Source organism: Methylobacterium oxalidis (assembly GCF_007992195.1).
In the GTDB taxonomy this organism is placed as follows: domain Bacteria; phylum Pseudomonadota; class Alphaproteobacteria; order Rhizobiales; family Beijerinckiaceae; genus Methylobacterium; species Methylobacterium oxalidis.
Genome location: NZ_BJZU01000074.1, coordinates 55,566 through 61,586, shown reverse-complemented (window position 1 = coordinate 61,586; position 6,021 = coordinate 55,566). Strand labels below are relative to the sequence as shown.

5 protein-coding genes are annotated in these 6,021 nt (G+C 69.1%); 3 read left to right on the top strand and 2 right to left on the bottom strand.

Annotated elements, in window-relative coordinates:
* Positions 1-55 precede the first annotated feature (55 nt).
* Together MOX02_RS18390 and MOX02_RS18385 are read right to left on the bottom strand one after the other, a co-directional pair.
* Positions 56-2,389 carry an amylo-alpha-1,6-glucosidase gene (locus tag MOX02_RS18390; RefSeq protein WP_147027248.1) on the bottom strand — a complete coding sequence of 778 codons (2,334 nt, stop codon included), beginning with the start codon at positions 2,387-2,389 and terminating at the stop codon, positions 56-58.
* Between the two features lie 160 nt (positions 2,390-2,549).
* Positions 2,550-3,683, bottom strand: a complete 1,134-nt coding sequence (locus tag MOX02_RS18385) for a glycosyltransferase family 4 protein (protein ID WP_147027247.1) — start codon at positions 3,681-3,683, stop codon at positions 2,550-2,552.
* A 444-nt stretch (positions 3,684-4,127) separates the two neighbouring features.
* Between MOX02_RS18385 and rpmI the strand changes: the two genes are divergently transcribed.
* From rpmI to pheS, 3 genes are all read left to right on the top strand, one after another.
* The gene (gene rpmI / locus MOX02_RS18380; RefSeq protein WP_007561407.1) at positions 4,128-4,331 is read left to right on the top strand and encodes a 50S ribosomal protein L35; all 204 of its coding nucleotides are present in this window, start codon (positions 4,128-4,130) and stop codon (positions 4,329-4,331) included.
* Positions 4,332-4,382: 51 nt separating this feature from the next.
* Positions 4,383-4,754, top strand: coding sequence for a 50S ribosomal protein L20 (rplT, locus tag MOX02_RS18375; protein ID WP_132252005.1), 372 nt, complete (start codon positions 4,383-4,385; stop codon positions 4,752-4,754).
* A 182-nt stretch (positions 4,755-4,936) separates the two neighbouring features.
* Complete coding sequence (gene pheS, locus MOX02_RS18370; RefSeq protein WP_147027246.1) at positions 4,937-6,019, top strand: phenylalanine--tRNA ligase subunit alpha; 1,083 nt, start codon at positions 4,937-4,939, stop codon at positions 6,017-6,019.
* Positions 6,020-6,021: the final 2 nt, after the last annotated feature.

Here is a 6,021-nt window from a genome sequence, read left to right as displayed (position 1 = left end):
AACGGATGAGGGGGCGCGTGGTGCCGCGGACCCGGCGGCGTACTGCACGTCCCGCCTACTTCACCATCGCGATCTGCGCGTCGCCGGTCCGGCGCAGCACGCTGACGGTCACGTCGTCGTCGTGGCGCTGGATGCGCAGGTCGATCCGCGAGGTGCCGATCTTGACGTTGAAGATCGAGACGCCGTCGAGGAAGGCCGGGAGCGTCGGGTTGCGGAAGCGCACCCGGTTGCGGGCGTGGTCGATCTCCAGGCCGAGGCAGGCGGCCAGGAAGGCGAAGGGGGCGGCCGCCGCCCAGGCCTGCGGGCTGCAGGCGACGGGGTAGGCCACCGGCCCGCGCTGGCGGCGCCGCATGAAGCCGCAGAACAGCTCCGGCAGGCGCTTCTGGTCCTGGTAGAGGGCGGTGTCGAACATGCCCTGGAAGATGCGCGACGCCTCGGGCTTCAGGTCGTAGCGGGCGAGGCCCAGCGCGATCAGGGCGTTGTCGTGCGGCCAGATCGAGCCGTTGTGGTAGGACATCGGGTTGTAGCGGGCCTCGCCGCGGGCGATCGTGCGCACGCCCCAACCGTTGAACCCGTCCTTCGAGAGGAGCTGCGCCGCCACGCGGCCGGCCCGCTCCGGCAGGGCGATCCCCGTGAACAGGGCGTGGCCGGCATTCGAGGAGCGCACCGCGCACTGCCGCTTCTCACCGTCGAGCGCCAGCACGTAGGTGCCGATCTCCTCGTTCCAGAACGCCTTGTCGAACGCCTCGCGGAGCGCCCGCGCCTGGTGGGTCAGCGATTCGGCGAGCGCGTCGTGGCCGAGCATCGCGGCGAGCTTCGCCATGCCGTTCTTGGCCGCGTAGACGTAGCCCTGGACCTCGCACAGCGCGATCGGCCCCTTCGCGAGGTGGCCGTCGGCGTGGAAGATCGAGTCGTGGCTGTCCTTCCAGCCCTGGTTCTCCAGGCCCTTGTCGGTGTCGCGGGCGTACTCCACGAAGCCGTCGCCGTCCCGGTCGCCGTACTCGTTCATCCAGGTGAGCGCGAGTTCGAGCGCCGGCCAGATCCGGGCGATCGTGTCCCGGTCGCCGGTCACCGCGTAGTATTCCGAGGCCAGCATCACGAAGAGCGGCGTGCCGTCGATGGTGCCGTAATAGTGCCGGAACGGCACCTCCCCGAGCATCGCCATCTCGCCGCGCCGGGTCTCGTGCAGGACCTTGCCGGGCTGGGCGTCGGCGGCCGGGTCCACGGTCTTGGCCTGCGTCGAGGCGAGGTAGCGCAGCACGCCCTTGGCGAAGTTCGGGTCGATCCACAGCGCCATCATCGCCGTGATGATGCCGTCGCGCCCGAACACCGTGGAGTACCAGGGGATGCCGGCGAAGGGGTAGATGCCCTCGGGCGTGCGGCTCGCCAGCATGTAGAGGTCTGCGGTGGCGCGGCAGGCCGCCTCGTTGAACTGGTCGTTCGAGGAGATGATCGTGGTGATGCCGGCGGTCAGCTCGCGCTGGTCGCGCCGCGCGTCGCGGTAGGCGCGGGCGAAGACCACGCCCTCGGCCAAGCCCTTGGGCGGCCGCGCGGCGGTGCTGCCGGAGGCGAGCGCGAGGCCCGCGGCGGCGTCCTCGCCCACCTTCTCGGCGGCGGGCGCGCTCGTGAAGGCGCGGTGCGATTCGCAGACCACGCGGATGAACAGCGAGGCGCGCTCGCCCGGCGCCAGCGTCAGCTCGAACTCGGCGCGGCCGGCCTCCAGGCGGTGGGGCTTCGGCCCGAAATGCAGGGCCGTGGTGCGCACCACCTCGTCGAGGCCGACGTAGCGGAACTGGACCTCGCGCTCGCTCGCCACCTGCACCGAGCGCTTGCCGCGCTGCGCGCGGTTGGTGCCGCGCACCTCGAAGAGGTCGCGGTAATCGGCGTCGAAGGTGAGGGTGATGCGGAAGGAGCGCTCGCGCGAATCGTAGGAGCGCAGGCCGATCCGGTCGTAGCAGGCGCCCCGGAACAGGAACTTGGTCCGCTCGATGGCGATCACCTCGCGCGGGATCGAGCTGTCGTCGTGCGCGTCGATCCGGATGTCGGGCGTCGTCATGTCGACGCTGAGCGCCCCGTTGTCGTCCTGCATCACGGAGGAGAGCAGGAGCGGACGCTGGTCCTCGATCGTGAAGTGCAGCCGCGAGAGGTAGCGCGTATCCTGGAAGTAGAGGCCCTCGGGCCCGGGGAGCACGCCGATGTCGCCGTAGCTGTCGAGCACGGCGAAGGCCTCGCCGAACTTGAGCGAGCGCAGCGGCCGCTCCACGAGCGAGGTCTGCGCCTCGATATGGTACTGCGGAAGGACCTCGTCGGCGTCCTGGAACCCGTAGATGCGCTGCGGCGCCTCTTCGTCGGGAGAATGCACCTTCGCCGTCATGTCTTCCGCCGCCATGCTGGGCTTCTCCGGGATGTCAGGGGTCCGCGCGAATCGAAAGGGCCGCCGAATCGCTGTCCTGGCGAAGCGGCGGCCCTTGGAACCGTCTGAGTTGGGCGATCTTACGACGCAAGCGAGGGTCTGTTAACCCTCGCGGGCGCGGTGCCGGGCGTGGCCGTCAGGCGGGCATCGCCGCGGCGGAGAGCGAGGGACGGGCGGAGCCGTTCATCTCGCCGTAATGGGGCGCGAAGGCCGCCGCGGTCGGCAGCTTGATCACGTCCGGCTGGCCGGCGAGCAGCTGCTCGTAGACCGCCACGTACTTGCGGACCATGCACTCGGCCGTGAACTGGCTCTCGAAGTAGCGGCGCACGCCGGCGCGGCTCATCGTCTTGACCGTGTCGACGGCCGCGACAGCCTCGTCCATGCTGTCGCACAGCACGCCGCTGACGCCGTCGGCGATCACCTCCGGCACGGAGCCGTTGCGGAAGGCGATCACCGGCGTGCCCGCCGACATCGCCTCGATCATCACGAGGCCGAAGGGCTCCGGCCAGTCGATCGGGAAGGCGAGCGCCAGGGCGTTGCCGAGGAAGTCCTTCTTCTGCTCCTCGTTGATCTCGCCGATGTACTCGATCAGCGGGTGGTGGATCATCGGCTCGATGACCTCGTCCCAGTATTCCTGGTCCGCCTTGTCGACCTTGGCGGCGATCTTCAGCGGCACGCCGGAGCGCTTGGCCATCTCGATCGCGCGGTCGGGCCGCTTCTCGGGCGAGATCCGGCCGAGGAAGGCGAGATAGCCGCCCTTGGCCTCCGGGTAGAACGGGCAGTTCTGCGCCGGCAGGCCGTGGTGGATCGTCGAGGCCCAGTTCACGGTCGGCGGCATCGGCTCGCGCTGGTTGTCGGAGATCGAGACCAGCGGCATGCCCGTGAAGGTGCGGTAGACCGGCATGAAGTCCGGCACGTCGAGGCGACCGTGCATCGTGGTGACGCACTTGTGGTTCATGTCCTCGAACATCGGGTACTGCAGCAGGTCGATGTGGAAGTGCAGGATGTCGAACTCGTGCGCCCGACGGCGGACGTGATGCAGCATCGCGAGGTGGCTCGCGGTGTGGTCGCGGTAGCCGAGCAGCCGCAGGCCCTCGGGCGTGCAGGCGGCGAGCTTCGCCGTGGTCTCCGAGTCGCCGCTCGCGAAGAGCGTCACGTCATGTCCCTGCCGGACGAGTTCCTCGGTGATCCAGGACACGACGCGCTCTGTGCCGCCGTAGAACTTCGGAGGCACCGCCTCCGAGAGCGGGGCGATCTGGGCAATGCGCACGAAAAAGTCTCCTGTGAGGACGAGCGTTTCGGAGAGCTAACCCGATCCGGCCTGAGTGGGACATGAACGAAACTGACAGCCAAGGTTATGGTTCCGGTGCGCCTCGCGGTGGACGGGAATTGTGCGGTGCTTCCGAGATGTCCCCGCAATCCTGGGTTTTATTCGCGCGCACAGGGCCGTGTTCGCGTCGCGGCTCGACACGCCGATGCACGGGTCGGGCCATTCACGGGCCGGCGGGCGGCGCGGAAGTCGAAGGACATCGCTTCCGCAGGCTTCCGGACGATTGAAACGGCGTCGCCGATCTGTCATAAGCCCCGCGCGTCGAACCGCCCGGCCGGATAGGGCTGCCGTGGCGGTTCGTGTTGCTCCACCAGAAGCATCCATCGAGCGCGAGGGGTCCGGCCCGATCCGGATCGGACGGGTCTTGCGCGAACGGAGAGCCAAATGCCCAAGTTGAAGACGAAGTCGGGCGCCAAGAAGCGCTTCAAGATCACCGGCACCGGCAAGGTCATGTACGCCCAGGCCGGCAAGCGCCACGGCATGATCAAGCGGACCACGAAGCAGATCCGCAACCTGCGCGGCACCACGACCCTCTTCGAGGGCGATGCCGCCAACGTGAAGAAGTACTTCCTGCCGAACGCGCGGTAAGCCTTCACGACGTCGCCGATACTGTTTTCAGATTAGTCCAGGAGATCGACCATGGCCCGCGTCAAGCGCGGCGTGACCAGTCACGCGAAGCACAAGAAAGTCCTCAAGGCCGCCCGCGGCTATTACGGCCGGCGCAAGAACACGATCCGCATCGCCAAGCAGGCGGTGGAGAAGGGTCTGCAGTACGCCTACCGCGACCGCAAGAACAAGAAGCGCACCTTCCGCGCCCTCTGGATCCAGCGCCTCAACGCGGCGGTTCGCGAGCACGGCCTGACCTACTCCCGCTTCATCGACGGGCTGGCGAAGTCCGGCATCGTGGTGGACCGCAAGGCCCTGTCGGAGCTCGCCATCCATGAGCCGGCGAGCTTCGCGGCGGTGGTCGAGAAGGCCAAGGCCGCCCTCCCGTCCGCCAAGGCCGCGTAGCGCGAAGGCCGCCTAGCGCGCCTCACGGCACCACAGGACGTTCCGGCGAGGGGCGCGGCGCTTCAGGAGCGCCGCGCCCTCGTCGTTTCTCCGGCCGCCGCGCCCCTTGCATCCGGGCGCCCGAGCCGGAACAAGCAGCCCGCATCACCGACCCGCCCGGACCGGGCGGCCCGAGGACAGCGATGACCGATCTCGACACACTCGAACGCGATCTTCTCGCCAAGGTCGACGCGGCCCCCGACGAGGCGGCGCTCGAATCCGTGCGCGTGGCGGCGCTCGGCAAGAAGGGCAGCGTGTCGGACCTCCTCAAGACGCTGGGGAGCATGAGCCCCGAGGAGCGCAGGGAGCGCGGGCCCCTCATCAACGGCCTGCGCGACCGGGTCCAGGGCGCGCTGGCCACCCGGCGCGAGGCGCTGGCCGAGGCGGCGCTCGAGGCCCGGCTCGCGGCCGAGCGCGTCGACGTCACCCTGCCGGTGCGCGAGGCGCCGGAGGCGCGCGGGCGCATCCACCCGATCAGCCAGGTCATCGACGAGATCACCGCGATCTTCGCCGACATGGGCTTCTCGGTGGCGGAGGGGCCGGACATCGAGACGGACGAGCTGAACTTCACGGCGCTCAACTTCCCGCCCGGCCACCCGGCCCGGGAGATGCACGACACCTTCTTCCTGCGGCCCGACCGGAACGGGCAGCGCAAGGTGCTGCGCACCCACACCTCGCCGGTCCAGATCCGCACCATGCGGGCCGAGGCACCGCCGATCCGGGTGATCATCCCGGGCCGGACCTACCGGCACGATTCGGACCAGACCCACACGCCGATGTTCCATCAGGTCGAGGGGCTCGTGATCGACCGCTCGGCCAACATCGCGAACCTGAAATGGGTGCTGGAGGAGTTCTGCAAGGCGTTCTTCGAGGTGGAGGGCGTGAAGATGCGCTTCCGGCCCTCCTTCTTCCCCTTCACCGAGCCCTCGGCGGAGGTCGACATCCAGTGCTCGCGCAAGGGCGGCGAGATCCGCTTCGGCGAGGGCGACGACTGGCTGGAGATCCTCGGCTGCGGCATGGTCCACCCGAACGTGCTGCGCAATTGCGGGCTCGACCCGGACAGCGTGCAGGGCTTCGCCTTCGGCGTCGGCATCGACCGCATCGCCATGCTGAAGTACGGCATGCCGGACCTGCGCCCCTTCTTCGAGGCGGACGTGCGCTGGCTAGACCATTACGGCTTCCGGCCCCTCGACGTGCCGAGCCTGGTCGGCGGGCTGACGGGGTGAGG

Bases quoted from the DNA above. Each gene is read 5' to 3' on its own strand.
- MOX02_RS18390 (WP_147027248.1), bottom strand. From the start codon at position 2,389: ATGGCGGCGGAAGACATGACGGCGAAGGTGCATTCTCCCGACGAAGAG.
- rpmI (WP_007561407.1), top strand. From the start codon at position 4,128: ATGCCCAAGTTGAAGACGAAGTCGGGCGCCAAGAAGCGCTTCAAGATC.
- rplT (WP_132252005.1), top strand. From the start codon at position 4,383: ATGGCCCGCGTCAAGCGCGGCGTGACCAGTCACGCGAAGCACAAGAAA.
- pheS (WP_147027246.1), top strand. From the start codon at position 4,937: ATGACCGATCTCGACACACTCGAACGCGATCTTCTCGCCAAGGTCGAC.